Source organism: Campylobacter sp. LR264d, assembly GCF_008633895.1.
GTDB lineage: Bacteria > Campylobacterota > Campylobacteria > Campylobacterales > Campylobacteraceae > Campylobacter_D.
In genome coordinates this window covers 19704-44257 of sequence record NZ_VJNT01000002.1, presented here as the reverse complement: position 1 = coordinate 44257, position 24554 = coordinate 19704, and the positions used below count along the sequence as shown (strand labels likewise).

26 protein-coding genes are annotated in these 24554 nt (G+C 30.2%); 13 read left to right on the top strand and 13 right to left on the bottom strand.

The window, feature by feature from the left end:
* The coding region (locus tag FMM56_RS00895) for a flagellin (protein WP_263312595.1) at window positions 1-212 on the top strand (212 nt) is incomplete at its 5' end.
* A gap of 167 nt (window positions 213-379) precedes the next feature.
* Entirely contained in the window at window positions 380-757 is a 378-nt protein-coding gene (locus FMM56_RS00890; RefSeq protein ID WP_150207464.1) for a type II toxin-antitoxin system HicB family antitoxin, read from the top strand.
* A 328-nt stretch (window positions 758-1085) separates the two neighbouring features.
* Here FMM56_RS00890 and tilS read toward each other — a convergent pair whose 3' ends face one another.
* The 3 genes from tilS to ung are packed head-to-tail and all read right to left on the bottom strand — an operon-like array spanning window position 1086 to window position 4070.
* The gene (tilS, locus tag FMM56_RS00885; protein WP_150207462.1) at window positions 1086-2054 is read right to left on the bottom strand and encodes a tRNA lysidine(34) synthetase TilS; all 969 of its coding nucleotides are present in this window, start codon (window positions 2052-2054) and stop codon (window positions 1086-1088) included.
* On the bottom strand, window positions 2044-3360 hold the full coding sequence (rimO, locus tag FMM56_RS00880; protein WP_150152067.1) for a 30S ribosomal protein S12 methylthiotransferase RimO: 1317 nt from the start codon (window positions 3358-3360) through the stop codon (window positions 2044-2046). The genes tilS and rimO overlap by 11 nt, the downstream gene beginning before the upstream one ends.
* A gap of 32 nt (window positions 3361-3392) precedes the next feature.
* Complete coding sequence (gene ung, locus FMM56_RS00875; RefSeq protein WP_150152064.1) at window positions 3393-4070, bottom strand: uracil-DNA glycosylase; 678 nt, start codon at window positions 4068-4070, stop codon at window positions 3393-3395.
* 219 nt (window positions 4071-4289) lie between these two features.
* On the opposite strand from ung, the gene aspA reads away from it, so the two are divergent.
* From aspA to FMM56_RS00820, 11 genes are all read left to right on the top strand, one after another.
* Entirely contained in the window at window positions 4290-5690 is a 1401-nt protein-coding gene (aspA, locus tag FMM56_RS00870) for an aspartate ammonia-lyase (protein ID WP_150207460.1), read from the top strand.
* Between the two features lie 8 nt (window positions 5691-5698).
* Window positions 5699-7039, top strand: a complete 1341-nt coding sequence (locus tag FMM56_RS00865; protein WP_150141823.1) for an anaerobic C4-dicarboxylate transporter — start codon at window positions 5699-5701, stop codon at window positions 7037-7039.
* A gap of 96 nt (window positions 7040-7135) precedes the next feature.
* Window positions 7136-8347, top strand: coding sequence for a multidrug effflux MFS transporter (locus FMM56_RS00860; protein WP_150152062.1), 1212 nt, complete (start codon window positions 7136-7138; stop codon window positions 8345-8347).
* A gap of 67 nt (window positions 8348-8414) precedes the next feature.
* Window positions 8415-9626 carry a Tol-Pal system protein TolB gene (gene tolB, locus FMM56_RS00855; protein WP_150141821.1) on the top strand — a complete coding sequence of 404 codons (1212 nt, stop codon included), beginning with the start codon at window positions 8415-8417 and terminating at the stop codon, window positions 9624-9626.
* Between the two features lie 75 nt (window positions 9627-9701).
* A complete protein-coding gene (gene pal / locus FMM56_RS00850) occupies window positions 9702-10199 on the top strand; it encodes a peptidoglycan-associated lipoprotein Pal (protein ID WP_150141820.1) in 498 nt (165 codons plus the stop codon).
* Window positions 10200-10202: 3 nt separating this feature from the next.
* Window positions 10203-11132 (top strand): tetratricopeptide repeat protein, encoded by a 930-nt coding sequence (locus FMM56_RS00845; protein ID WP_150141819.1) that lies wholly within the window; start codon window positions 10203-10205, stop codon window positions 11130-11132.
* Between the two features lie 16 nt (window positions 11133-11148).
* On the top strand, window positions 11149-11697 hold the full coding sequence (locus FMM56_RS00840) for a peptidylprolyl isomerase (protein ID WP_150141818.1): 549 nt from the start codon (window positions 11149-11151) through the stop codon (window positions 11695-11697).
* Window positions 11688-12617: an ACP S-malonyltransferase gene (fabD, locus tag FMM56_RS00835; protein WP_223811455.1), complete on the top strand. Its 930-nt coding sequence runs from the start codon at window positions 11688-11690 to the stop codon at window positions 12615-12617. Before FMM56_RS00840 ends, fabD begins: the two co-directional genes overlap by 10 nt.
* Window positions 12614-13300 carry a 5'-methylthioadenosine/adenosylhomocysteine nucleosidase gene (locus tag FMM56_RS00830; RefSeq protein ID WP_150207458.1) on the top strand — a complete coding sequence of 229 codons (687 nt, stop codon included), beginning with the start codon at window positions 12614-12616 and terminating at the stop codon, window positions 13298-13300. Before fabD ends, FMM56_RS00830 begins: the two co-directional genes overlap by 4 nt.
* Window positions 13297-14049 carry a tRNA 2-thiocytidine biosynthesis TtcA family protein gene (locus FMM56_RS00825; RefSeq protein ID WP_150141816.1) on the top strand — a complete coding sequence of 251 codons (753 nt, stop codon included), beginning with the start codon at window positions 13297-13299 and terminating at the stop codon, window positions 14047-14049. The genes FMM56_RS00830 and FMM56_RS00825 overlap by 4 nt, the downstream gene beginning before the upstream one ends.
* Window positions 14046-14573: a cysteine hydrolase family protein gene (locus tag FMM56_RS00820; RefSeq protein ID WP_150141815.1), complete on the top strand. Its 528-nt coding sequence runs from the start codon at window positions 14046-14048 to the stop codon at window positions 14571-14573. The genes FMM56_RS00825 and FMM56_RS00820 overlap by 4 nt, the downstream gene beginning before the upstream one ends.
* Here FMM56_RS00820 and FMM56_RS00815 read toward each other — a convergent pair.
* From FMM56_RS00815 to FMM56_RS00770, 10 genes are all read right to left on the bottom strand, one after another.
* The gene (locus FMM56_RS00815) at window positions 14551-15669 is read right to left on the bottom strand and encodes a hypothetical protein (RefSeq protein ID WP_150141814.1); all 1119 of its coding nucleotides are present in this window, start codon (window positions 15667-15669) and stop codon (window positions 14551-14553) included. The two genes, FMM56_RS00820 and FMM56_RS00815, sit on opposite strands and share 23 nt — an antisense overlap.
* Before the next feature lie 10 nt (window positions 15670-15679).
* A complete protein-coding gene (locus FMM56_RS00810; protein WP_150207457.1) occupies window positions 15680-15880 on the bottom strand; it encodes a hypothetical protein in 201 nt (66 codons plus the stop codon).
* Between the two features lie 106 nt (window positions 15881-15986).
* The gene (locus FMM56_RS00805; protein WP_190318958.1) at window positions 15987-16847 is read right to left on the bottom strand and encodes an aldo/keto reductase; all 861 of its coding nucleotides are present in this window, start codon (window positions 16845-16847) and stop codon (window positions 15987-15989) included.
* 10 nt (window positions 16848-16857) lie between these two features.
* On the bottom strand, window positions 16858-19563 hold the full coding sequence (locus tag FMM56_RS00800; RefSeq protein WP_150141811.1) for a RecB-like helicase: 2706 nt from the start codon (window positions 19561-19563) through the stop codon (window positions 16858-16860).
* On the bottom strand, window positions 19560-21935 hold the full coding sequence (locus FMM56_RS00795) for a PD-(D/E)XK nuclease family protein (protein WP_150141810.1): 2376 nt from the start codon (window positions 21933-21935) through the stop codon (window positions 19560-19562). The genes FMM56_RS00800 and FMM56_RS00795 overlap by 4 nt, the downstream gene beginning before the upstream one ends.
* Window positions 21932-22510 carry a hypothetical protein gene (locus FMM56_RS00790; protein ID WP_150141809.1) on the bottom strand — a complete coding sequence of 193 codons (579 nt, stop codon included), beginning with the start codon at window positions 22508-22510 and terminating at the stop codon, window positions 21932-21934. The genes FMM56_RS00795 and FMM56_RS00790 overlap by 4 nt, the downstream gene beginning before the upstream one ends.
* Window positions 22503-23093 carry a hypothetical protein gene (locus FMM56_RS00785; protein ID WP_150141808.1) on the bottom strand — a complete coding sequence of 197 codons (591 nt, stop codon included), beginning with the start codon at window positions 23091-23093 and terminating at the stop codon, window positions 22503-22505. Before FMM56_RS00785 ends, FMM56_RS00790 begins: the two co-directional genes overlap by 8 nt.
* Window positions 23094-23187: 94 nt before the next feature.
* Window positions 23188-23409 (bottom strand): DUF4006 family protein, encoded by a 222-nt coding sequence (locus FMM56_RS00780; protein ID WP_150141807.1) that lies wholly within the window; start codon window positions 23407-23409, stop codon window positions 23188-23190.
* The gene (locus tag FMM56_RS00775) at window positions 23409-24287 is read right to left on the bottom strand and encodes a c-type cytochrome (RefSeq protein WP_150141806.1); all 879 of its coding nucleotides are present in this window, start codon (window positions 24285-24287) and stop codon (window positions 23409-23411) included. The genes FMM56_RS00780 and FMM56_RS00775 overlap by 1 nt, the downstream gene beginning before the upstream one ends.
* Window positions 24287-24550, bottom strand: coding sequence for a cytochrome c oxidase, cbb3-type, CcoQ subunit (locus tag FMM56_RS00770; RefSeq protein WP_150141805.1), 264 nt, complete (start codon window positions 24548-24550; stop codon window positions 24287-24289). Before FMM56_RS00770 ends, FMM56_RS00775 begins: the two co-directional genes overlap by 1 nt.
* Window positions 24551-24554: the final 4 nt, after the last annotated feature.

The window sequence follows — 24554 nt, the reverse complement described above, 5'->3', positions numbered from 1 at the left end:
TAGGTTCTGTGCAAAATCAATTAACAGTAACTATAAATAACATAACAGTTACACAAGTTAATCTTAAATCAGCTGAATCTACCATTAGAGACGTTGACTTTGCAAGTGAGAGTTCAAACTACTCAAAAACTAGTATCTTAGCCCAAAGTGGTACTTACGCACTAGCCCAAGCAAATGCGTCTCAACAAAATGTTCTTAGCTTACTTCAATAGCTAGTTTAGTTTGGAGTTTGCTAGTGAATGTTTAGGAGTGCGAAAGCACTCCTTTTTTTATGCTTATTTTTATTTCAAGTTGGCTTTAAAATATTTTTATTTATTTTTATTATAATATGCTCTTATGAGTAAGTAAAAAATTTATAAAAAAATAATTAAAGGTGATTATGAAAAAGGATATAAATTATTATTTGAATTTGCCCTATGAGATTATAGTGCGAAAATTAAGCGATGAAGAAGGTGGAGAGTATTTTGCAAGATATAAGGATTTTCCTTATATAATGGGCGACGGTCAAAGTGAGGCCACAGCGATTGAGAATGTTAAAAGTGCTTTTAGTGGGGCTATAGAAGTTATGCTAAAATGTGGCGATAAGATTAAAGAACCAAATTCAAAGAATAAAAGTAAAAATTTAGCCATAGCCTTAAAAGAAAGCATAATAGACAAAACCGATAAATACTCACAAAAATTAGAACTTTCTAGGTCGGCTTTCATTGCAAAAGCACTAGAACAACAAATAAATTATTTAAGTAAAAAACATATTTAAAGATGAGTAAGAAAGCACTCCTTTTTTAATCTTAAAAAAAATTTAACCATATAGGGGTCTCGACCCTATGGCTAAGCCCAAAGTAAATTGTATCTTATCTTGTTTAATACCGAAAAAATTAAGTAAATATAAAAGAACCAAATTTAAAAACAAACAAAAACATTAACTTAAAAGAAATGGTATAACCTAGACCTTTAAAAGCTCATTTGTAGCATAATAAATTGTAAAACAAAAGCTACTACAAGGCGAGTATAAACGCGATTGTACTTAACATTTAAATTTCATAAATTTTTTTTTATAATGATAGTTTAAAAAGATTGCTATAACATTAAACTACTACCCTTGCTAAAAACTCCTTTATATTGACATTATGATTAAAAAGATAAGGGCGAAGTAACTTTGGGATTTTATTGATTCTACATTCTTCTTTAAAGCTTTTTGGCATTTTTAAAGCATTTTCAAAATTAAAAATAAAGGCCTTGTTAAAGGCGTAGCAAATGCCTAATTTAGCACTTATAACGCAGTCTTTTTTACTTTCTTTTCTTTGCTTTGCACTCATAACAATGCCAAATCTTTTAACAGCCCTTGCAATCACGCTTTCATTTATAGCACAATACAAAATCCCCTTAAATTCTAAAATTTCAGTATTTAAAAGGCTTAAATCCTTGTTTATGTACTCAAAGCTTTTTTTAACACCTCTTTCAAAATTGTTTATAAATTCATTACTAAAATGCTTTCTAATGTAATTTCTCTTAAATTTTTCATTCTCATTGCTTTCATCTTCAAAATAAAAAATATGATTTTGCTTTAAAAAGGCTAAAATTTCATTTTTGCTAAAATTTAAAAAAGGTCTTATTAATAAAAAATTATCCTTTTTAACTATATCTTGCATGGGACTAAGTTCTAAAAAACCGGCCCCCTTGGAAAACTGCATTAAAAACCATTCAAAATTATCGTTTAACTGGTGGGCTAAAAGTACATTTTCATAGCCTTTTTTTTCACAAAGTTCCTTAAAAAAAGCGTATCTAAACTCCCTAGCCTTGCTTTCAAAATTGTTCTTAAATTTGGGAGCTGTTTTTGTAAAAATTTGCTTATTAAATTTACTTGCTAACTCTTTTGCCTTTTTTTCTTCTAAATCGCTTTGCTTTCTTGTTTTGTAATTAATTAAGGCTAAATCAAAGCTTATATTTTGCCTTAATAAACACTCAAATAAAGCCCTGCTATCGCCCCCATAACTAAAGGCTAGTAAATTTTTTTTACCCCTTAAAAGCCTTAAATATTTAAGCTCAATTTTCATATTTTTTAATAGCCCTTGCTAGTAATTTTTTATCTAAATGTTCTAAAATTTCACACTCATAAATCTCGCCTATTTGTAAAGGCCCACACAGGCTTTCATTTATTAAAATTTCTCCATCAATGTCCCTATCCCAGATTAACTCCTTTGCACCTATAAAAAACTCCCCTTCGCTACTTTGCCCATTACAAATAACTAAAACCCTTTGTCCTACCCTATTTTCAAAGCTTTTATTTATGGAATTTTCTACTATTTTTTCAAGCCGTTTAAGACGAGAATTTATAGTAGACCTTGGAATTTGGACCATATCAAAGGCTCTTGTATTTTCTTCTTTTGAGTAAGCAAAAAGGCTGATCCTATCAAAATTAAAATTTGCTATAAACTCGCATAATTCATTAAATTCGCTTTCTTTCTCACCCGGATGACCCACTATAAAGCCCGTTCTTAAAAAACTATCCTTTGCCTTTCTCATTAAACTTAAAAGTTCTAAAATATGCTTTTTACTATGCTTTCTTTGCATTATCTTTAACATATTTTCATTTATATGCTGTAAGGGCATGTCAAAATAATTTGCAAAAATTTTAGAATCTATAATTGTTTTTATCAATTGTTTAGTAGTAGTACTTGGATAAAGATATAAAATTCTAGCTACCAAAACGCCCTTTATTTTTTCAATTTCTTTTATAAGTTTAATGAGTCCATTTTTTTCGCCCTTATCTAGTAAAAAAGAAGAACTATCCTGTGCTATAAAAGAAAAATCTTTAAAGCCCTTACTTACTAGATCTTCAACCTCTTCTGTTATGCTTTTAATGCTTCTTGATTGAAGACGACCTTTAAAAGTAGGAATGGCACAAAAAGAACAATTTTGATTACAGCCCTCGCTTATCTTAATAAAGGCATGGTATTTTGAGCCAGTAATTATCCTTTTTGAATTTGTGCTTTGTAAATAAGTAGAATTTGAAAATAAATTTTGCCTATTTATTATCAACTCATCTATCTTTTCATAATCGCCGACGCCGGTAAATAAATCCACCTCAGGCAAGGCCTTAATCAACTCATCTTTATACCTTTGCATTAAACAACCAGTTACTATAAGCAAGGAATCTTGTTTGCGAATGCTATGTAAATTTAAAATAGCTTGTATGCTTTCTTCTTTTGCACTTTTGATAAAACCACAGGTATTTACTATCAAAATATCAGCCTTGTTTGCCTCTTGTGTTAAATCATACGTGCTTAAACGTCCAAGCATTATTTCGCTATCTACTAAATTTTTATTGCAGCCTAAGGATTGTAAAAAAAGTTTTGCCATAATTTTCCTTTAAAAAGTAAAATTATATAAAACTAAGCCCAAATAATTTCTTTTTTTCCAAGTTTTTTTAATAAAGAATTTGTTTTTGAAAAATGCTTACAACCTAAAAAACCACTTCTTGCAAGTGGACTAGGATGAGAAGCACTCAATATAAAATGCTTATTTGTATCAATTAATGGAATTTTAGACTTAGCAAAATTTCCCCATAGTAAAAAAATTAAATCTTTTTTCTTTAAACTTAGCTTTTTAATCACTTCATCACTAAATTCACACCAACCCCAATTTTTATGACTTTGTGGTTTATTTTCATAAACGCTAAATATAGAATTTAAAAGCAAAACGCCCTGTTTTGCCCATTTGCTCAAATCCCTATTTGTAGAAATTTTTATACCTAAATCGCTGTTTAATTCTTTAAAGATATTACGTAAACTTGCAGGAATTTTAACTCCCTTTGGTACAGAAAAGCTAAGTCCCATGGCCTGGTCTTTTTTGTGATAGGGGTCTTGCCCTAAGATGATCACCTTTAAATCCTTTAAAGGCGTGATTTTAAAGGCGTAAAATAATAAATCAACACTTGGCAAAATAGGTTCTTTTTCTTCAAGTGCTTTTAAACAACGATTTTGAAGTGCTATAAAATAAGGCTTGTTAAATTCATCTTTTAAAAATTCTTGCCACTCATCGCTCATTTGATTAATTAAAATATCTTTCATTTATATCGCTTTTATTTAAAATATCAAAAATTCTAAGTAAAATTATATTAATTTTTTATTAATCTTTTTTTTTTTTTTTTTCAAAAGCGAATTTTAAAGCTTTTAACAAAAAATAACTTTTTTATTATTTAATTTTAGTTTAAATATAAAAGTACTAAAATGCCGTGCAATTTACATAGATATTTTGATTTATGTAAAAATTCACTAAAAAGGTTTTTTATGGGAACTAGGAAAGAACACGATTTTATCGGGGAACTAGAACTTTCTGATGATGTGTATTATGGAGTGCAAACCTTTAGGGCTTTGCAAAATTTCAATATTACAGGTGATAAATTAAGTAGCTATCCGGGCTTTATAAAGGCTTTAGCACAAGTTAAAAAAGCAGCTGCACTTACAAATTTTGACCTTAAATTACTAGATGCAAATATAAAGGATGCTATTTGTAAGGCTTGCGATAAGTTAATTGCAGGTGAGTATAGGGAGCAATTTGTAGTTGATATGATTCAAGGAGGGGCTGGTACTAGTACAAATATGAATGCAAACGAGGTTATTGCAAATTTAGCCCTTGAAATTTTAGGGCATAAAAAGGGTGAGTATCAATACTGCCACCCAAATGACCATGTAAATTTGTCTCAATCTACAAATGATGCGTATCCTACGGCTATGCGTGTGGCACTAGCTAGTGAGTTATCGCATTTTGCCGATGATATGAAAGTGCTTAAAAAATCTTTTGAAAAGAAGGCAGAAGAATTTAAAGATATTTTAAAAATGGGTAGAACTCAACTTCAAGATGCCGTCCCTATGACCTTAGGGCAAGAATTTCAAACCTTTGCTGTTATGATAGGAGAGGATATTGAAAGAATTTTAGAAGCTAGAATGCTTGTAAAAGAGATAAATATGGGTGGTACTGCCATAGGCACGGGAATAAATGCTGATTCAAGATATGCAAAATTAGTCCAAGCAAAGCTTGTTGAAATCACAGGACATTCTTTTATAACAGCAGATAATTTAATAGAAGCTACTCAAGATACAGGAGCTTATGTACAAGTAAGTGGGGTTTTAAAACGCGTTTCAGTTAAGCTTTCAAAAATTTGTAATGATTTAAGATTATTAAGTTCAGGTCCTAGGGCTGGTTTAAATGAGATAAATTTACCTAAAATGCAACCGGGCAGTTCTATAATGCCAGGCAAGGTTAATCCTGTAATACCAGAAGTTGTTAATCAAGTATGCTATGCAGTTATAGGCAACGATGTAACCGTCAGCTTTGCAAGTGAAGGGGGGCAATTACAACTTAATGTTTTTGAACCTGTCATTGCTTATGGATTGTTTAATTCAATTACCATGCTAAGAAATGCTATGCTAACCCTTGCCACAAAATGCGTAGATGGCATTAGTGCAAATGAAAAAATTTGTAGCAATTTTGTTTATAATAGTATAGGCATAGTAACTGCCTTTAATCCTGTCCTTGGCTATGAAAAATCAGCTAGCATTGCAAAAGAAGCTCTCCAAACAGGAAAACCTGTGGCTGATATCTGCCTTGAAAGAGGTTATTTACCAAAAGAAGAAATAGATAAAATTTTAACGCCTCAAAATATGCTAAATCCACATAGGCAAAACTAGGAGTATATATGGAAACTTTAATGCTTATCGCACAATTAGTAGTATTTTTAGGGGCGATTTTTCTAGGAATTAGACTTGGAGGTATAGCCATAGGCTATGCTGGAGGTTTAGGCGTTGTCGTTTTAGGACTTGTTTTAGGAATGAAACCAGGTAGCATTCCTTGGGATGTTATTTTAATCATAGCTGCAGCCATTGCTGCAATTTCAGCCATGCAACAAGCTGGTGGCCTTGATTATATGGTTCGTATAACAGAAAAAATTCTTAGGGCAAATCCAAAATTTATAAATTATCTAGCCCCAGCTTGCGGTTGGTTATTAACCATACTTGCGGGAACGGGTAATGCGGTATTTTCTCTTATGCCTGTTGTAGTTGATGTTGCAAAATCTCAAAATATAAAGCCATCAGCTCCTCTTTCTTTAATGGTAGTTTCTTCACAAATTGGCATTACAGCAAGTCCGGTAAGTGCTGCAGTTGTTTATATGAGTGGAGTTTTAGAAGAATTTGGTTGGAATTATCCTACCTTAATACTTATTTGGATAGTAACTACCTTTATAGGTTGTATGGCAACTGCTTTTATAGTGGGTTTAATAACTAATCTTGATTTAAGTAAAGACAAGGTTTATCAAGAACGTTTAAAGGCCGGGCTTGTAAAGGATAGTGGCGAAGTTTTAAACTCAGTTGATAAACCGGGTGCTAAAATTTCAGTAGCTATTTTTTTAATAGCCGTACTTTGTGTGGTACTTTATGCAACTGCCATTTCAAATAATGTAAAATTAATAGACCCTGTTATAGTAAAAAGAGATGAAGCTATTATGAGTTTCTTATTAACTGCTGCTTGCTTGATTACTTTAATTTGCAAGGTTAAACCAGCTTCTATACTTGAAACTAGCGTATTTAAAAGTGGTATGACGGCTTGCGTTTGCGTTTTTGGTGTAGCTTGGCTTGGAAATACCTTTGTAGCAGGGCATCAAGAAGAGATTAAAAGCATGGCGGCTAATTGGGTTCAACAAATCCCTGCGCTTTTAGCCGTAGCTTTCTTTTTTGCAAGTATGCTTTTATATTCACAAGCTGCCACTGCAAAGGCCATTACTCCTATTATAATAACAGCCCTTGGCATAAGTGCTACACAGCCTGGCGATTCATATATGCTTGTTGCTTGCTTTGCCGCTGTTTCAGCCCTATTTGTACTTCCTACCTATCCTACCCTTTTAGGAGCCGTTCAAATGGATGATACGGGTAGTACTAGAATAGGAAATTATATTTTCAATCATCCATTTTTTATACCGGGTATTTTAGCTATCGCAATATCAGTTGCCCTAGGCTTTGTCCTAGTACCAATCTTTGCTTAATTCATTCCTCCTTTAAGGAGGAATTCAAAGTTTTTTATAAGATTAACTTAGTAAAATTCCAACTTCTTTCAAATATAAAATAATAAAGGTTACAAAATGTTAAAACATTCAAAATTCCATGGCTTTGCCAAATTTAAGCTTGTAGTTATTCTAGCCTTTATGTCAAGCGTGGCACCTCTTTCGACTGATATGTACTTGCCCGCGCTTTCTCATGTAGAAGAAAGTTTTAAAACAAATACTTTTTTAACTCAACTTTCCCTTGCTAGTTTTTTTATAGCTTTTGCCTTTGGTCAATTAATTTATGGACCATTAAGCGATATTTTTGGGCGAAAAAAGCCTATTTTAATAGGGGTTTTTATATTTATTATGTCAAGTTTGGGTTGTGTGGTAATTGATGATATTAATAGCTTTATTATTTTGCGTTTTTTTGAAGCCCTTGGAGGTTGTGCTGGAGTGGTTATAGCAAGGGCTATTGTGAATGATTTATTTGAGATAAAAGACGCCGCTGCAATCTTTGCCTTGATAATGGTAGTAAGGTCACTAGCCCCTATGTTATCGCCTACATTTGGTGGAATTTTACTTCAATATTTTTCTTGGCAAAGTATATTTACAACGCTTTTTTTATTAGGAATTTTACTTTTTATTATGGTTCTTTTTGGCTTTAAAGAAAGTGCACCGCATTTAAAAGAAAAGAAATTTTCACATAAAGAAGCTATGCAAGGTTATAAAGCAGTATTAAAAGATAAGCCTTTTTTAGTTTATACCTTTGTAGCTGCCCTTGCCCTTGCGTCAATGTTTGCTTATTTGACAGGTTCAAATTTTGTATTTACTAAATTTTTTAACTTAGGAGAACAAGCCTATGCTATACTTTTTGGCGTAAATTCACTAGGCTTTATAATCTTTGCAAATGTAAATGCAAAATGGGTACAAAGCTATGACCCTGAAAAAATTCTAGCCCTTTCCTTGCTAGTAATGCTAATCTCGCTTTTAATAGTGCTTTTAACCTCTTTTATATATCCAAATTTCTGGCTTTTTGAGATTGCACTTTTTATAGGTATATCAATGCTAGGTTTTATAGCCCCAAACACAACTACCTTAGCCATGGCAAGATTTAAAGAACACTCAGGTACAGCATCTGCTATTTTAGGAATGGTAGAATTTGCACTGGCTGGTTTTATTTCTTTTATAGTAGGTGCTACAAATGCAAATACCCCTTTAGTACTAGCCCTTGTTATGAGTGCTTGTTTAATCTTAGCAAATGGGCTTTATTTTGCATCAAGAAAACATTTAAATGATAAAATTTATTAATAAAATTTTATTTTGTTAAATTTTCTTATGTAAAATTTAGAAATTTAATACAAGTTAGGAGCTTATAGTGAAAAAGATTTTAATACTTTGTTTGTTGTGTTTAGGCATTGTTTATGCAGAAGACCCTGTGATTGAGGTTATAAATAAGGGCGTTGCTTTGCCAAAGATTATAGTTAAGGATAATTCTAATGCCTTAAATGATGGTAATTTAAAACGCAGTTTTTACAATATACTTGTAAACGACTTAAAGGTAAGTTCCAATTTTGAAGTGGTTAGCGAAGGTAGTGAAAGTACAAATTATACCTTTGAATATGAGCTTACAAAAAATGGCAAAGGCTTAAATTTAAATGTAGTGATTAAAGCCGGTGGAGCTCAAAAATCTAATCAAAATTATAGTGTAAATAATGTAGAACTTTATCCTTTTTTATCACATAAAAGCGTAAAGGATTCTGTTGGTTTTCTAGGACTTGCTCCTGTTGAATGGATGGACCATAAAATTTTAATAGCTAGGACGGCTGGTTCTAAAAAAAGTCAAATAATAATGGCTGATTATACCCTAACCTATCAAAAGGTTATAGTAGATGGGGGTTTAAATCTTTTTCCAAAATGGGCAAATGTAGAACAAACTGCCTTTTTTTATACAGCATACGACCATGATATGCCAACACTTTATCGCTATGATTTAACTAATAATAGGGCTACTAAAATCCTTTCAAGTGGTGGAATGGTAGTAGCTAGCGATGTTAGTAATGATGGCAAAAAAGTTTTGATCACTATGGCACCAAAAGACCAACCTGATGTGTATTTATATGATTTAAATACAAAAAAAGTTAGCCAACTTACAAATTATGGTGGTATAGATGTAAATGGAAATTTCATAGGAGAAGATGAGTCAAGGATTGTTTTTGTATCAGAAAGACTTGGTTATCCAAATATCTTTATGCAAGGCTTAAATAGCAAATCAGCCGAACAAGTGGTATTTCATGGGAAAAATAATTCAGCCGTTTCTACTTATAAAGACTTTTTAGTTTATTCAAGTAGAGAACCAAATCAATCAGGCGTATTTAATATTTATTTAATGTCTATTAAGAGTGATTATATTAGACAGCTTACTGCAAATGGAAAGAATTTATTTCCTAGATTTTCAAGCGATGGAGGAAGTATAGTATTTATAAAACATTTAGGTGCCCAAAGTGCCTTAGGTGTTATACGCGTTAATGCTAATAAAACTTTTTATTTTCCCTTAAAGGTAGGAAAAATTCAATCTATTGATTGGTAAAAAAATTTATTTTTATCTTGATTTTAATTAAAATTTAGGTATAATATCGCAACATTTTTTTTAGAAAGGTCTTAAATGAACAAAGTTATTTTTTCGTCAATTGCAGCTCTTGCAATTATCATCAGTGGTTGTAGTGTTAAAAAAACCTCTGTAAGTAGTGATACTACAGTTGATACTTCTAAGGCAACTGGTAGTCAAGACATAGAAAGTATTGATTCTAGAATCAGTAGATTAAACGATACTTTAGAAAAAGTATATTTTGACTTCGATAAATTCAATATTAGAAGTGATATGCAATCAGTAGTTAATACAAATGCAAATATCTTCAATACAGAAGTTAGTGGTGTAAGCATTACTGTCGAAGGAAACTGCGATGAGTGGGGAACTGATGAATACAATCAAGCTTTAGGTTTAAAAAGGGCTAAAGCTGTTAAAGATGCACTTGTTACTCAAGGTGTAAATACTGATAGAATCGCTATTAAAAGCTATGGCGAAACTAATCCTGTTTGTACAGACAAAACAAAAGCTTGCGATGCACAAAATCGTCGTGCAGAATTTAAACTAGCAAGATAATTAATGAAAAAAACATTCCTGGTAGCCCTATGTGGGGCTACCTTTCTTTATGCAGAAACTTCTGCCTTTGGTGCTGGAGTTGCTAGCAGTTCTACGCCTTATGGCTTAAACGCTAATGAAAAATATTTTAAAGAAAAAATAGATTTTTTAAGTGATAATTACTCACAAATAAACGCTAAAATTAATGAAACAAATGAAAGATTAGAAGGTTTGCAAAGTACTTTAGAGGGTATAAATTCTCAATATGCAAAATCAACTTCTCGCCTTGCCCAGCTTGAAAATAGCTATGATGATAATAATTTAAGCAATGAACTTGCCGCCCTTAAAGCCTATGTGGAAGAAAGTAGAACAATTCAAGAAAAAAATAATAAACAAATTAAAACAATTTTAATAGAATTAAGTTCTTTAGTTGATTCTATTAATGATAACTATGTTTCTAAAAATGAAATTGATAGAAATTTAAGCTCTGCTTCTGCTTTATTAACCCCTAGTGTAAAAAATGAAGAAAAAAAGCCCGATGTAAAAGAAGAAACAAAAAAAGTAACTGAAAAAAAGGTTGATGATAGTTGGAAAAAGAAACAAAATAATGAAATTTTAGAACTTGCCCTAAGCGAATTTAACAAAAATAGCCTAGAAAGTGCTGGTGAAAAATTTCAATATCTTGTTAGCAAACAATATCGCCCTGCTACAGCAAATTTCTATCTAGGTGAAATTCAATATAAGAAAAAAAACTACGCTAGTGCCTTTAATTACTATAAGATAAGCACCTCTCATGGAGGTAAAAAGTCAGATTATTATCCAAAGCTTTTATATCACACTGCAATTTCTTTGGATAAGGTTGGAGACACTGCAAGTGCAAATAAATTTTACAAGGCCTTAAAGCAAGAATTTCCAAATTCTGCCGAAGCAAAGGCTGCCCCAAATCGTAAATAAACACACGGAGAATAAAATGGCTATAGAAAAAAATAATGTTGTATCTATGTTTTATGAGTTAAAAGATGCAAACACAGGTGAGATTTTAGAAACAAATCTCTATTCAGAACCACTTTCTTTTATACTTGGCAAGGGTCAAATTTTAGAAAGCTTAGAGACTGAAATAGCAAAGCTTGAAAGTCCTTGCAATGCCGATGTTATCATAAAAAAAGAACAAGGCTTAGGCGAGTACGATGAAACAGCTATACAAGAACTTCCAAAAGAACAATTTGCAGGTATTAATCTTGAAGTTGGAATGGCACTTTTTGGAGAAAGTGAAAACGGCGACACAGTTCAAGTTATAGTTAAAAAAATAGGAGATGATATAGTAACCGTTGATTATAATCACCCTTATGCTGGTAAGGATTTATTATTTAGCTTAAATATAGTCGATACAAGGGCAGCTAGCGAAGATGAAATTCTAACTGGCATTATAGCAGGAAGTAGAAGTTGTGGTTGCGAACATGGTGGCGAACACAAACATGAAGGTTGTTGTGGTGGCCATGGAGGTTGTGGTTGTCATTAACAAAATTTGCCTTTATCTTTGCTGGGCAAGGGTCTCAAAAAATAGGCATGGGACAAAGTTTTTATGAAAATTGTAATGGTGCAAAAAACCTACTAGAAGAAGCAAGTGATTATTGTAAGATAGATTTTAAAAACTTACTTTTTAGTGAAAATGATGAATTAAATAAAAGCGAATTTACCCAACCTGCCATAGTTTTAAGCTCATTAATGGCTTACGTGGTCTTAAAAGAAAAATTAAATTTAACACCTAGCTTTTGTCTTGGTCATTCTTTGGGTGAATTTAGTGCTTTAGCAGTGAGTGGGGCTTTTAGTTATTTGGATGCTATTTTACTAGTTCATAAACGTGGGCTTTTTATGCAAGAAGATTGCAGTAAGATTAAGGCTTCTATGATGGTAATTTTGGGCCTTGATGATGAGATGGTTGAGAATTTATGCAAAAATGCACAAGAAAAAAATAAACAAATTTATGTAGCAAATTATAACTGCGATGGACAGATTGTAATAGCTGGTTTAAGACCTGATTTAGAAGAATTTGAAGATGAATTTAGAAAGGCAGGGGCAAAAAAAACTATGCTTTTAAATATGAGCGTAGCAAGTCATTGTCCACTTTTACAAAATGCATCCTTAAAACTTGGCTTAGAACTTGATAAAATTTTAAATGCTAGTTTTAACCCCGTTGTATCAAATGTAAATGCCAAAATTTACACAGATAAAATCAATGCTTTAAACTTGCTTAAAAATCAACTTGTTAAACCCGTTTTATATAAACAAAGCATAAAAAATATAGAAAATGGAGTTGATTGTTTTGTAGAATTTAGCACAAATATCCTAAAAGGGCTTAATAAAAAAATCACTCAAAAAGAAACGTTTACCTTATTAAATATAAATGATATAGATGAATTTGTGGAGAAAATTAAATGAAAATTGCCATTTTAAGTGCTATGGAAGAAGAATTAATCCCCTTACTTGAAACTTTAAAAGATTATGAAAGCATAAATTACGCAAATAATACCTATTACACAGCAAAGTATAAAAATCACGATTTAATACTAGCTTATTCAAAGATAGGTAAGGTAAACTCAACCCTTAGTGCTAGTATTATGATAGAAAAATTTAAGGCAGAGGTCTTGCTTTTTACAGGGGTGGCTGGGTCTTTTAATGAAAAATTAAAAATAGGCGATTTAATAATAGCCTCAAAGGTCGTTCAATACGACCTTGATATAACAGCCTTTGGACATCCTTTAGGCTTTGTGCCTGGTAATGAAATTTTTGTTAAAACTGATACAAAATTAAATAATCTTGCCCTTGATATAGCAAAGAATTTAAATATTAAATTATTGCAAGGCATTATAGCCACGGGCGATGAATTTATTTGTGATGAAAATAAAAAGGCTAAAATTCGTCAAATTTTTAACGCAGATGCTTGTGATATGGAAGGAGCAAATGTTGTTTTAGTTTGCAATGCCTTAAATGTACCTTGCCTTTTGTTAAGAGCAATTAGCGATAATGCAGGAGAAAAAGCAGAATTTGACTTTGATGAGTTTTTAGTAAAATCAGCTAAAATTTCAGCAAATTTTATCTTTAAAATCTGCGATAGATTATGATAAATCTTAGTAAAAGATTGATTCGCCAAGTGGCACAAGCAAATGCTAAATTCAAACTTATAGAAAATAACGACAAAGTACTTTTAGGACTAAGTGGTGGTAAAGACTCACTAGCCCTAGCACATTTACTTGCTAGAATGCAAGCACACGCCCCCTTTAATTTTGAATTTGAAGCAGTAACTTTAAGCTATGGAATGGGTGAAGATTACTCGCATTTGCATAAGCATTGCGAAGAACATGGCATTAAACATAGTGTTTTAGACTCAAATATTTATGAAATTTCAGAAGAAAGCATACGCAAAAATTCAAGCTTTTGTAGCTATTTTTCAAGGATGAGAAGAGGGGCTTTATATACTTATGCCTTAGAAAAGGGTTTTAATAAACTTGCAATAGCCCACCACTTAGACGATGCAGCTGAAAGCTTTTTTATGAATTTTATTTATAATGGGGCACTTAGAACCTTAGCTCCTATTTATAAAAGCAAAAGAGAGATAATTGTCATTAGACCACTTATTTTTGTGCGTGAAAGGCAATTGATAGAAAATGCAAATGTAAATAATTTACAAGTAATAGGCAATGAATTTTGCCCTGGTATGAAGTTAAGCGAAAGAAATGTAAAATTTCCACACGCAAGGGCTGAGTGTAAGGAGTTATTAGCAAAATTAGAACAAGAAAATCCTAAACTTTTTACTAGTTTAAAAAAGGCATTTTCAAATATACATTATGAAAGTTTTTGGACGCAAAAATGAAAAAGGCATTAATTGTCGTTGATTTTCAAAACGATTTTATAAATGGGAGTTTAGGTTTTGAAAAGGCAAAAAGGCTTGAAAAGGTAATTTTACAAAAGCTTACAAATTTTAAAGATGATATAATTTTTACCTTTGATACCCATGATGATGAGTATTTACAAAGCAAGGAAGGAAAAAATTTACCTATAAAACACTGCCTTATAAATAGCCCCGGTTGGAACATGCCAGAAAATTTTACTCCCTTTTTAAAAAAGGCGAAGAAAATTTTTTATAAAAATACCTTTGGAAGTTTGGAATTAGCAAATTTTTTACAAGATGAAAATTATGATGAGTTAGAATTTTGTGGCTTAGTTTCTCATATATGTGTATTTGCAAATATCATTTTAGCACACTCTGCAAGTCTTAATACTAAACTTATACTTGATTTAAATGCTACTGCTAGTTTTGATGATGATTTGCATAATAAAACACTTGATATATTAAGGGTATTTAATGTTGAGCTTATACCCTTAAATCAAGATTAAGACTAGTAAAATTTATACTAGAAGTATTTGTTTCTTTATAATTTGTAAAAATTTCTTTCATAACCTTACTAAGTTGTTCATAATCTAAATTTTTTTCTGTATCATTTAAATACCTTGAACTTATATTTTTAAATTCATTTTGTAAATTTTCATAATATTCTTTAAAGTCATACTTTTTAAACTCATCACCATCAAAAAATTCAAGCAATTTCTCCTTTAAACTTGCTAATTCTGTCTCATCTAAGCTACTTATATCAAAGTCATTTTGAGCTAATTTTTCATAGCTTTGCATATCTTCCATAAAATCAAACAAGGTATAAGAATCGGCATTAAAATCAAAAAAACCTTCACCAAAGCCATTTGTTCTAGCCATATAGCTTATATTATCAATATTTGATTGAAGCATTTCACTTCTGCTTAAAACTTCATTATATTGTAAAATACCATCTAAATTTTTGTCATTTTTTATAGTTTTATCAAGTTCTAAGTCTATCGTGTTTGAGGCAAATTTTCCATCGTTATAAAGGTTTTTTTGATTTAATTTAAAATTTTGGCTAACTCCTGCAATAGACTTTGAATAACCATTTAATTGAATATAAGATTCTGTATAAACATTAGACATTGACAAAATTTTATCATTATTTCTAGTATACCAACCATGTGTTATAAAACCACTTCTTGTATTATCTAGTTCGCTTTGTTCTAAATAGCCATCATTGTTTTCATCAGCACTTAAATACGCCCTTTGATAAGCTATATCTGCGTACCAACCACTTACAAAACTCTCTGCTTTACCTGTTAAGATATAACTTCCATCACTTCTTTGATAAAAATCATCTTGGCTAAAATTTTCCTTTAAGATACTTATACTTTCTTTGCTTAAAGTACTTTGAGTAAGACGGGAAGTAATAAGGTCTTTAAAATAGATAGTATTTGAATTTTGTGCTTTAACACCAGATTCTAGCGACAAAGTTATATCGAGTTCTTTTAAACTACTATTACTAATATAACTTATACTATTTCTTAATGACTTATAAATAGTAGAAGTGCCTATTTTATCATAATCTACTTTCATTGATGAAAAATCAAGTGCCATTTTGTTTTCCTTATGGATTTGTATCTACGCCATAATTTTCAAGGCAAAATTGTTGTGCTAAAATTTTTTGTTTTGCAGTACCATTCTTAGCAGTATTCAAGCAATTTAAATAATTTTTATAATATTGCACTGGTGTTAAAAACTGAGTTCCCCAAGAAAAGCTGTAGCTAAAATTTACTAATAAAAAGGCTATTATAAAAATTTTTTTCATTACATTACCCTTACAAATTAAATTATAAAAATTATATCGACAAAATTTTAAAAAAGATATATTTTTCTAAAATTTTGTCATTTTTTTATAACTTAAATACACAAGACTAGCTTAAACTCCCTATTTTAGCCATTTCATCAGCGCTTAATGTAAAATCAAAAATATCTATATTTTCTTTAATTCTTGACGCGTTGCTTGATTTTGGTATGGCTATAAAGCCACTTTGGACACTCCATTTTAACATTATTTGAGCCACTGTTTTATTATGATTTTTAGCAATAGTTGTTAAAATTTCATTCTTCATAGCCCTTTTAATATTGCCAAGTGGAGTATAAGCTTCTATAGCTATATTTTTATCCTTGCAAAATTCAATTGTTTTATTATTTCTTTCAAAAGGATTAATCTTTATTTGATTTACTGCTGGGATTATGCTTGTATTTGACATTAAATTATTAAGTTCTGATATATTAAAATTACTTACCCCGATTGAGCGAATTTTGCCATCCTTATAAAGCCTTTCAAGCACCTTATAACGATTTATATCATCAGATGTGCTCCAATGAAGTAAGTACAAATCCACATAATCCATTTGCAAACGTTTTAAACTATTTTCAAAGGCTTGTTTAGTATCGCTTTCACTAGCTATTTTTGTGGTTATAAAAACTTCTTCTCTTTTAAGTCCACTTTTTCTAAATGCAATGCCTACTTGTTCTTCGTTTTTATAATAACTTGCACTATCTATCAAACGATATCCTGCCCTATAGGCTTCAAGCATAGCATTTACGCCTTCTTCTCCTCTTATATCCCAAGTTCCAAAACCAAATTGTGGCATTGAAATTTTATTATTTAAAATCACTTCCGGCACCTTTGCCCCCTTAAAATTTAATATATCGCTACTAAGAAAATTTGGCATTAAGGCTATTGCCCCAAGACTTGCACCTTGTTTTAAAAATTCTCTTCTTTGCATAATTGCTCCTTTAAATTTCGTTGATATTAATCTCATTATCTAAAATATAAACAATAAAGGCCCTTGTTGGAAGTTGTAAAATTTCTTTTATAGCATCCTTGTAGCCACTTACTTGAATTTTATGTTCTTCTTTATATGTTAAACCAGTTTTATAATCCACTATAATAGTCTCTTTTTCATTAACACAAAGTAAATCAAGACGCAAAATTTCATTATTAAAGCTTAAAGTTTGTTCTTTAAAAATCTTTTTATCTTTGATTAAATTTTGAAAATTATCATTTTTAAGAAGTAAACTTACCCTTTTAAAAAGCCTTTTAAAATCATCATCTTGCAATAAATTACGCATTTTTTGGCGAGTTTTAAAGCAAATTTTTTCATAATTTAAGCCGTTAAATTCTACATTTTGCATAAAGAAGTGAAAGGCATTTCCAAAATAAATTTCTTTTGAATTTATCTCTTTATTGCTTTCTTCATTTTGAGGACCTACCCTTGCAAAGGGCTTTAGGCTATCAGTTTTTAAAGTTGAAGTTTGCAAATTTATATTTTTAGCCTCTATCACCCCTTTTTTAATAGGCTTAAAATCACTAAAAACGCTATTATTAGTATTATTTTTAATTATAATCAAAGAATCCCTAGCCCTTGTAAGTGCTACATAAAGCTTATTTATATCTTCTTCTAAATTTTCCTTATCCCTTTTATCTTTGAAATTTTTATAATTTATTTCATTGGTATTTTTTCTTATATCATCACTCATTTCAAGGCACCAGCCTTGATTTATATCATATTCTAACATTAAGCTTGTATCATCAGGTTTATTTCCTGACAAAGCATCAAGTAATATAACATTATCAAATTCAAGCCCTTTTGACTTATGCACATTCATAACATTAACGCCAAAATTATGCTCCCCTTTTAATGTCTCCTCACAAGGTTCAAAAAGTAATTTAAGTATATTTTCCTTTTTTCTAGCATATTCTATAAACTGCACAAGGGCTAAATCAAGCCTTAATCTTAAATTTTTAATCAAATAAAATAAGGTTTGAATGGTGCTTTTTGCTAAATCAAGCCTTAATTTTTTAGGCTTAAAACCTAACATTTCATTTAAAAAATGCAGATAAAACTCATCGCCAAAAATGCAGTATTTTGCATATTCTACTAAAATTTTCACATTTGCCTTATTGATTAATTTTATATCACCTTGCGTAAAGGCTTGAATGTTATTTTCCTTTAAAAACTCACATATTGAATTTGCATCGTCATTTTTCCAACACAAAACACAAATATCATTTAATAAAATGCCATTAATTTGCAAAAAATTAACCTTTTGAAGTATCATTTCAAAGCTTTTTTGCTTAAATTCAACTTCTTTACTAAGCTCAACAACTTCTAAAAAGCCTTCCTTTGCATTGCTTGAAAGTTCTTGTGGAATGTAAAATTCATACTTATTTTTAAAATGTTCATTTACAAAATCAATTATATTTTTGGCACTTCTATAATTAATCTTTAAATTTTCTTTTTGAATTTGGCTAAATTGATTACAAACTAGGTCAAAAAGCTCCTTTTTACCACCTCTAAAACGATAAATACTTTGCTTTTTATCGCCCACATAAAAAAAGCTCCTAAAATCCTTAACACCCTGTCCCGAAACAAGCTCAGCAATAATAGGCTTAATGATTTGATACTGTATAACGCTTGTATCTTGAAATTCATCTATTAAAAGGTGTGAAATTCGCCCGTCAAGACGAAAATAAATCATATCTTTATACTCACCTTGTATAAGTTCAAATGCCTTTTTTGCAATATCTGCAAAGCTTAAAATATTATTTGCTTTAAAATACTTATCCTTAGCATAAGTGTAAAATTGTAACAGTTTTAAAAGTTTAGCCTTTTTAAATTCCCTTAAATTAAGGGCGTAATTATTTGCAAATTCTATAAATTCTTCTCTTTTAGCCTTGAATTCGCTATCTTGCATACATTTTTCCATGTATTGTGTACTATTTTTAATAAAAGCCTTTGTAAAAAATTCTTTAATATTTAAATTTTCATTTTGAAACTGGTCAGTTAAATTTTTATAACCTTTTACATTAAGATACCTATCATTTATAAATTTTCTAAGTTCTAAATATTTTTCTTGCAATGCATCTTTATTAGGAAAGCTTAACTCTTTTATCTCTTCAACAAAGGCATTATTATAAAGCATGTTTAAAAACTCAAAAAATTTATCATTCTTATCCTCAGTTTGTATAAGATAATGTGCTAGACTATCTAAATTTTCATCATCTAGGCTATTGATAAAGATATTTTTATCAAAACTGCCCTCACTTACTATATCAAAATCACTCATTAAGCCTAAATTTAAGGCAAATACCCGTACAAGCCTTGAAAAAAAAGAATCAAGTGTGCTAATATGCAAATTCTGTCTTAAAAAATCTTCTTTTAAACTATCTCTAATGGCTACAAGCTGAGCCTTATATTTATTTAAAAGCTCACATAAAACAGCACATTCTGCACTTTTTTCGTCCTTTTCAATATTTAAAAAGGTATTAACTATCCTTTCTTTCATTTGTGCGGCTGCTTTGTTTGTAAAGGTAAGAGCCAAAATTTCATTCATTTTTACACCCATTAAGATAAGTGCTACAAAACGAACGCTTAAAGCAAAGGTCTTTCCACTACCTGCACTTGCCTCAAGGGCTAAATAAGGTTTAAATTCACTCATTTAAAATCCTTTTCATAAATGAGTTTATAAGGACAATAAAGATTGCCTTTGCTATCAAATTCTATAAATTGATTTTTTAAAAGTTCTTTTAAACACTCTTCTAACTCTAACAAGCTTTTATTTTTTGCTGTATCAAATTTAACATTTATCAAATCGTAAAAAATACCATCTGCATTTCTATCATACAAGGCCTTATAAAAGGCAAGCTGATAGGAATCTTGATAGTTTTTCACATTGCCATATTTATAATCAATGATTAAGTTTTTTCCATTTAACTCATCGATTCTATCAATCTTTCCTTCAAGTTTAATCTCTCTATCAGCAATTTTATAAATCTTAACATTGCTACTATTAAAATTTAATTCCAAAGCCTTGATTTTATAGCCATTTTCAAAATGTTCTTTTTCTTTTTGTGCAAAATTTTTAAGCCTAATTTTTAACATAGCCCTATCAAGTGCGTTAAGTTCTTTGCTGTGTTCTTTAAAAAATTCAAAAAAAGCCCTTTCATCAAAATAATCCTTACTTGAATTTGTATAAAATTTCTCTAATAAATCATGCACAAAATTTCCCATTTTCAAGGCTTTTTTATCATCTTGCCCAAAGGACCTTGCTTCTTGTAAATTTAAAATATACTTATAATAATAGGTTCTTTTGCATTTTAAAAAACAATTTAAACGACTAAAAGATAGTGGATTTTTAAAGATATCATGCCACATAATAGGGGCATTTAGAGGAGTTAAATTTAAAATAACACTTTCATAGTTTAAATTTAAGGCATTTAAATAGGCCTCGTTACTAATATCATCTTTAAAATTTGCTTTTATATCGAGTTCATCTAAAAAGCGAGATTTTGTAAATTCATCATTTTGTATATAAGAAATACTTACAAATTCAGCATTTTTAATTAAATTTTCATAATAAAATCTTTGTAAATTTTCCCTTGTTTCATAGCTTATTAAACCTGCTTTTTTGCGTATTTCATTATTTAAAAATAACTCATTAATATCCCTTGTAGGCACAAATTCATCGTTAAAATCAACTATTATCACACCCTTAAAGCTTAAACCCCTACTTTCTAAAAGTCCAGCAACAGTTACTTTACCCCCACTTGTATGGCTAAGGCTAAGTTTATTAAAAGATATAAATAAAAGTTCTAAAATGGTCTCAAGGCTTAGTGTATAAGAGTTTAAAAGTTCTTTTATAAGATATAATTCTTTTTTAATATATTCTTTAAGTTCGTTACTCTCATTTTTTGCTAAATCATTTAAAATTTTTTCTAAAAATACAAAATCGCAATCTTGCTTAAATTTAACCTTGAAAGTATTGATAAATTCGGTATTAAAATCTAAAATATTTAATATGCTATGTTGATAATCAAAAAAACTAGCGTTTTTAAAATAATCCTTATCCTGTTCGTATTTTATTAATTTAACACTTTCAAATAAGGCTTGTAAGGCTTGATAAAATAAGGTATTACTTAGCTTAAAGCCACTTGCAAAATTTAAATTATTGTTTTTATCATAAAGGTGTAAAAGCTCACAAAAACTCTCATCAGGGGTTATTATTATAATATCTTGTGGGTCTACGCCCTTAGCTATAAAATTACTAAGTTCATCTTGTACAAAAGTAGCTTGTAGGGTGCGTAAATCAAAGCTTTTAAGGTTAAGTTCTTTGTTTTTATTAATACATTCTTGCTTTCTTAAAATTTCTTTGCTACTAATATCAATCTCATAATATACGTTTAGTTTAAATTCTATATCATTTAAAAAGCTTAGTTTTTTTAAGGCATCCATATTAAATTTACTAGTACGAAAACATAAAATCACCCTTTTATGCTTTGAAATTTGTTCTAATAAATTACTCATAAAATAATTTAAAAAGCCTTGCATATTGTAAATTATCAAGTCATATTGTTGTAAAAAATCTACATTTAAGCTATATTCTTTACACAAAGAAATATCATCAAAAAGCTTATTTTCCTTTAAATTTGCTAAATAATTCTTAAAAACCTCGTCTAAAATTTCTAAATGTTCTATATAACTTGCATAATAATCATTGCTTTTTAAATCGTCCACGCTTTTATTTTCAATGGCAAGTTCTTTAAAAAATGAAAAAAGATAAGTATGGCTTTTTAAAAAGGCAAAAAATTCATTAGAAATTCCAAGCTTTTTACTTAAATCCTTGCTTTTAAGACAGGCCTTTTGTAATAACAATAAACACTCATAAGTATTTGCCCTAAATAAATCTATCTCACAAATATTTTCTATAAATTCATTATCAAGCATAAGCCTATCTAACAAAATATTTTTTTCTTTAGCCTTTGCTAAATAAGCTTTAATCTGCCTTTGAGAATTAAATATGCGTAAATTCATTGCACAAAAAGATTAAAGCTAAAAAAGCCTATAGTATTTTCATCTTTTTCTAATTTTAATTTTAACTGCCACCTGCCATTTTCAAGCTCTGGTAAAATAGTATTTAAAGCATAGGTATTTAAACTTGTCCTAAGCCCCTTGTTTAATACCCCATTCTCATTGGCGATAGGCTCATTTGCAAGATATAAATTAAGGTCTAAATTCTTATCTTGTTTATTTGTATGAGGTCTTGTTAAAAGCCCACTTGTTTTTATATCACTAGCACTTAAATCACTAAGTTCTTTTATGAAAATCATAATATTATTTTGGTCTTTATAAAGTTCATAAAAGGGGCGATCTTTTTTATCAAATTTTTCATCAAGTTCTAAATTTACATTAAAAAATTTATTAAATTCGGCTTGTTTTTGTTGAATTTTATCAAAATTACTTTCAACATTTTGATACTTATCAAAGTAAAAATCATCCTCATAAACAGGGTAATTACTTGCAAAAACAATAGTAACTATACAAGCTAAGATAATTGCAAAAATAGAAAGTAAGATTCCATATGGCCAAAAAGTCTTTGTTTTAGACATTTTTTCTCCTCTTTATTCTTCTTTGAATGTAGTATATCAAAGCAAAACAAATAAAGCCATAAATTAGTATCCTTAAAATATTTAAGGTATCTTTGTTTGAATTTCCTATGGAGTGTTCTAAGCTTATATTAAAATATTTTGCTATTCTATCTGTTATATCTCCATAACCATTTATTATAGCAGCATTGTAAATATCACCCTTTTTTGATGCAAGTATAGGCAAAATAGTACCAGTTGATGCATAAGGGCTTAAAACAGCTTCTTTGTCAAAAAAGGTTAAGGCTTCTTTAGTGCCTATTATATCTACTTTTTGAGAGCTAATTGAAAGCATTAATAAAATATTTGGTCTTGGTAAATCTTCTTGCATTTTTATTAAGTCTTCAACACTTCTTTCTTTGCTAACAGCCACGCCTATAAAAATGCCCGTTTTATCAAAAACTTCCTTGCCTATTAAATTTATCTCATCGCTTACTTTTTGATTTAAAACATTTTCATTGTAAATTACGGCTTTTAAAGACTCTTGTGCAAAAATTTGTATAAAGAATAAGGCGACAATTAAGCCGCCTTTAAAAATAATACTCATCCTATAAAAAGATGATTTGGAGTTAAAACAGACCACACAGTAACAACTGCTGTTACAACTAAGGCTACAATAATCAAAGTTTCTACAATCTTATTCATTTTGTTTCTCCTTTTATAATAACATGGTCGTTTCTACTTGAACCAAACATTTTAATATCTTGCTTATTTTGCAAGGTATAAGGTGCTTGCATAACACTTTGTTGTGCACTAATACCCCAGCAAGTAAGCCCTACCAAAATAGAAAGTAACAAAACCACCGCTATTAACATACCTGTAAGACCATTTAAGGCAAATACACATCTACTTGAATTTTCCATTATTCACCCCTTGAAAGAGAAATTATATATTCGCCAACAGCTTGCTTTTGAATATCGTTTAATAAATCGCTACTAAATTTAGGCATAGAACCAATAGCCCCATTCTTACCTCTATTTAAGACCTCAACTATAAACTCAGATGACCCATATTTTGTTAAATCGGGTGCTAAAACCTCGCCACCTATTTTACCTGTGCCATCTTCGCCATGACAAGCAGTACAAGTTGCAAATACTTCCCTACCTCTTGCCACAAGCCCTTCATTAGCAGTTGTTTTAATGGCTGAAAGTTCTTTTGCCACATAAGCAGCCACAGCAGGAATATCTTCTTTTGCTATGCCTAAATCCGCAGCACTTGACATTTCACCCATTAAATAATCCATACCCTTAGAACCATTAGTAATAACTTCGATTAAGCCCTCTTCTGAGCCCCAAATTTTTAAATTTTGAGCCTTGCCATTAATGCCATCGCCTGTAATTCCATGGCATTGAGAACATTGTACTAAGAATAAATTCGTTCCCATAGCTATTTTATCTTCTTTTGAAAGATTTTGATATTTTTGTGCAAATCTTGCATTATGAGCTGCTACTTCTTCATTGTATTCACCTACTTGAGAATAAGAATTTAAAGGATATCCCCATAAAAAATACCAAATAGCCCATACAGTAAGAAGTAAAAATATCACAGCCCAACCCAAAGGAACAGCATTTTTAAATTCACCTATGCCATCCCAGTTATGTTCAGCAAGTTCAGCACTTTCTTTTTTAACTTTCATTTGTTGGAACATTCTACCAACAACCACAAGCGTGATTAAAATGATAAGAATGGCACCTACTAAAGATAACAAATTTACATTATCTTCTAAATTTAACCACTGCATTAAGCACTCCTTTTCTTTTCTAAAACACTATCATCAATTTCATCATCAAGGGCGAGTTTTGCGTATTTTTCATAGTTTCTCTCGCCTTTTTTTTCATTTTTATACAGATGAAACCAATATGAGTATAAAACCACCACTAAAAATAGGACAAGAAAGAAAAAGCCATATCCTTGAAAAATTTCCCACTCGCCCTTAGTAATGGCTGATAAATTTAGTGTCAATAAATTTTTAACAACACCAAAAACTACTTCTAAATCACCCATACTC

What these genes read in the sequence shown, in the direction of transcription:
- FMM56_RS00845 (WP_150141819.1), top strand. Translation starts at nt 10,203, where the DNA reads ATGAAAAAAACATTCCTGGTAGCCCTATGTGGGGCTACCTTTCTTTAT.
- FMM56_RS00815 (WP_150141814.1), bottom strand. Translation starts at nt 15,669, where the DNA reads ATGGCACTTGATTTTTCATCAATGAAAGTAGATTATGATAAAATAGGC.
- FMM56_RS00860 (WP_150152062.1), top strand. Translation starts at nt 7,136, where the DNA reads ATGTTAAAACATTCAAAATTCCATGGCTTTGCCAAATTTAAGCTTGTA.
- ung (WP_150152064.1), bottom strand. Translation starts at nt 4,070, where the DNA reads ATGAAAGATATTTTAATTAATCAAATGAGCGATGAGTGGCAAGAATTT.
- FMM56_RS00810 (WP_150207457.1), bottom strand. Translation starts at nt 15,880, where the DNA reads ATGAAAAAAATTTTTATAATAGCCTTTTTATTAGTAAATTTTAGCTAC.
- aspA (WP_150207460.1), top strand. Translation starts at nt 4,290, where the DNA reads ATGGGAACTAGGAAAGAACACGATTTTATCGGGGAACTAGAACTTTCT.
- FMM56_RS00865 (WP_150141823.1), top strand. Translation starts at nt 5,699, where the DNA reads ATGGAAACTTTAATGCTTATCGCACAATTAGTAGTATTTTTAGGGGCG.
- FMM56_RS00890 (WP_150207464.1), top strand. Translation starts at nt 380, where the DNA reads ATGAAAAAGGATATAAATTATTATTTGAATTTGCCCTATGAGATTATA.
- FMM56_RS00790 (WP_150141809.1), bottom strand. Translation starts at nt 22,510, where the DNA reads ATGTCTAAAACAAAGACTTTTTGGCCATATGGAATCTTACTTTCTATT.
- FMM56_RS00840 (WP_150141818.1), top strand. Translation starts at nt 11,149, where the DNA reads ATGGCTATAGAAAAAAATAATGTTGTATCTATGTTTTATGAGTTAAAA.
- FMM56_RS00795 (WP_150141810.1), bottom strand. Translation starts at nt 21,935, where the DNA reads ATGAATTTACGCATATTTAATTCTCAAAGGCAGATTAAAGCTTATTTA.
- FMM56_RS00780 (WP_150141807.1), bottom strand. Translation starts at nt 23,409, where the DNA reads ATGGAAAATTCAAGTAGATGTGTATTTGCCTTAAATGGTCTTACAGGT.
- tilS (WP_150207462.1), bottom strand. Translation starts at nt 2,054, where the DNA reads ATGAAAATTGAGCTTAAATATTTAAGGCTTTTAAGGGGTAAAAAAAAT.
- FMM56_RS00820 (WP_150141815.1), top strand. Translation starts at nt 14,046, where the DNA reads ATGAAAAAGGCATTAATTGTCGTTGATTTTCAAAACGATTTTATAAAT.
- rimO (WP_150152067.1), bottom strand. Translation starts at nt 3,360, where the DNA reads ATGGCAAAACTTTTTTTACAATCCTTAGGCTGCAATAAAAATTTAGTA.
- FMM56_RS00805 (WP_190318958.1), bottom strand. Translation starts at nt 16,847, where the DNA reads ATGCAAAGAAGAGAATTTTTAAAACAAGGTGCAAGTCTTGGGGCAATA.
- FMM56_RS00800 (WP_150141811.1), bottom strand. Translation starts at nt 19,563, where the DNA reads ATGAGTGAATTTAAACCTTATTTAGCCCTTGAGGCAAGTGCAGGTAGT.
- FMM56_RS00830 (WP_150207458.1), top strand. Translation starts at nt 12,614, where the DNA reads ATGAAAATTGCCATTTTAAGTGCTATGGAAGAAGAATTAATCCCCTTA.
- FMM56_RS00785 (WP_150141808.1), bottom strand. Translation starts at nt 23,093, where the DNA reads ATGAGTATTATTTTTAAAGGCGGCTTAATTGTCGCCTTATTCTTTATA.
- pal (WP_150141820.1), top strand. Translation starts at nt 9,702, where the DNA reads ATGAACAAAGTTATTTTTTCGTCAATTGCAGCTCTTGCAATTATCATC.
- FMM56_RS00775 (WP_150141806.1), bottom strand. Translation starts at nt 24,287, where the DNA reads ATGCAGTGGTTAAATTTAGAAGATAATGTAAATTTGTTATCTTTAGTA.
- FMM56_RS00825 (WP_150141816.1), top strand. Translation starts at nt 13,297, where the DNA reads ATGATAAATCTTAGTAAAAGATTGATTCGCCAAGTGGCACAAGCAAAT.
- FMM56_RS00770 (WP_150141805.1), bottom strand. Translation starts at nt 24,550, where the DNA reads ATGGGTGATTTAGAAGTAGTTTTTGGTGTTGTTAAAAATTTATTGACA.